The sequence below is a fragment of the uncultured Planktosalinus sp. genome, assembly GCF_963973675.1.
Classification (GTDB): Bacteria; Bacteroidota; Bacteroidia; order Flavobacteriales; family Flavobacteriaceae; genus Planktosalinus.
In genome coordinates this window covers 1-1,813 of sequence record NZ_CAXBAN010000451.1, presented here as the reverse complement: position 1 = coordinate 1,813, position 1,813 = coordinate 1, and the positions used below count along the sequence as shown (strand labels likewise).

1 protein-coding gene is annotated in these 1,813 nt (G+C 33.9%); it reads left to right on the top strand.

The features are described from left to right. The coding region (locus AACY61_RS13220) for a peptidylprolyl isomerase (protein WP_339612049.1) at nt 1–1,697 on the top strand (1,697 nt) is incomplete at its 5' end. Nucleotides 1,698–1,813: the final 116 nt, after the last annotated feature.

Genomic DNA, 1,813 nt, shown 5'->3' with positions numbered 1-1,813 from the left:
TAAGTAACTATAAAAATCAACTTTCTCAAAATTATCTTTTTGAACAAGAAATTACTGAAGAACTCATTCGCGAGGCTTATGGCAGGCTTTTAGAAGAAGTTAACGCAAATCACATTCTCATTAGGGTAACACCTGATGCTACTCCAATAGACACACTGGAAGCCTACAACAAGATTGCTGAAATTTTGCAAAAGGCCCGTGCCGGGGAAGATTTTGAAACACTGGCAAAGACCTATTCAGAAGAGCCTAAAGCTGATGAAAGAGCTGGAGCCTTGGGCTATTTTAAAGGTTTTGGTATGGTTTATCCTTTTGAAACTGTAGCCTACAATACCCCTGTTGGTGAAGTTTCTGATATTTTGAGAACACAATATGGCTATCACATTCTGAAAGTTAATGACAGAAGAACTGTGCCTAATGAAATTACAGTGGCTCACATAATGATTTCAACAAGAAATGAAGTTACAGATGAAGAAGCTAAAAAGAGATTAGAGGAAATAATAAACAGAATTAATCAAGGTGAAGATTTTGGCGACCTTGCAAAGCAATTTTCTGAGGACCCCGGCAGTAAAAATAACGGTGGTAAGCTAAACCGTTTTGGTTCAGGAAGGCTTAATTCATCTGAATTTGAAACTGCCGCCTTTGCACTTAAAAACACCGGGGATATTTCAAAGCCTGTCAAGACAAACTTTGGTTGGCACATCATTAAACTTATAGAACGACACCCTAAAGAATCTTTCGATGAGCAAAGAGATGAGCTTCTAAGAAGAATCAAAAATACAGACCGGTCTAAAATAGTTGTAAAAACTGTAAATGACCGCATCAAGCAAAAATACAATTTTAAAAAGCACGAAAATCCACTTGCATTTTTCAATACATTTGTTACTGATAGTGTTTTGAAACGCAAATGGGAATTTAACGAAGCCCATCCAAAGCTAAAGGAATCGATTTTTAAAATAGGTGATGTCACTTATACTTTTTCAGATTTTGCAGTTTACATCGAAAAGCGTCAAAAATCTTCCCGGATTTATAAACAAAAAGAACTTCAATTGGCATCCTATTATGATGAGTTTGAAGAAGAAAAACTCAACGAGTTTTATAAAATTAACCTGGAGCAGGAAAACTCAGAATATGCTAATCTAATTGCTGAATATCGGGATGGCTTATTGATTTTTGAATTAATGCAGAATAATATATGGGAACCATCAAAAGAAGATAGCCTGGGACTTGAACGTTTTTATGAAAACAAAAAAGATAATTACAAATGGAACAAGCGCGTGAAAGCGTTAATGGCTTCCACAGCAAATTCTGGTTATGCTTCTCAAATAAAATCCATGTTGGAAAAAAACAAAACTGAGGAAGAAATTAAAAACACAATAAACTCTGAAAATCAAACCAATGTGATTTTTAAACAAGAAACATTAGAGTTTGATAACTCTGTTTTACCTGGTAATTTTGAGTTTAAAGAAGGGGTTTCAAAAGTTTATGATATTACTAGCAAAGAAAATACGAATTCGTCACAATACATCGTTTTAAAAGTTGATGAAATCATTCCTGAAACCCATAAATCCCTCAAAGAAATAAGAGGCAAAGTAATGAGTGATTATCAAAATTATCTTGAAAAGCAATGGATGCAGGAACTTCGAGAAAAATATAATGTAAAAATCAATAAAAAAGCAGTTAAAAGGCTCAATGACTAAACTCTCTGTACTATTTTTATTTTTACTAGTGTCCTGTCAGTTGTTTGAAAAGCAACCTGATGGGGAAGTAATTGCGAAAATAGGAGAACATTTTTTGTATAAAGATGACATTAAAG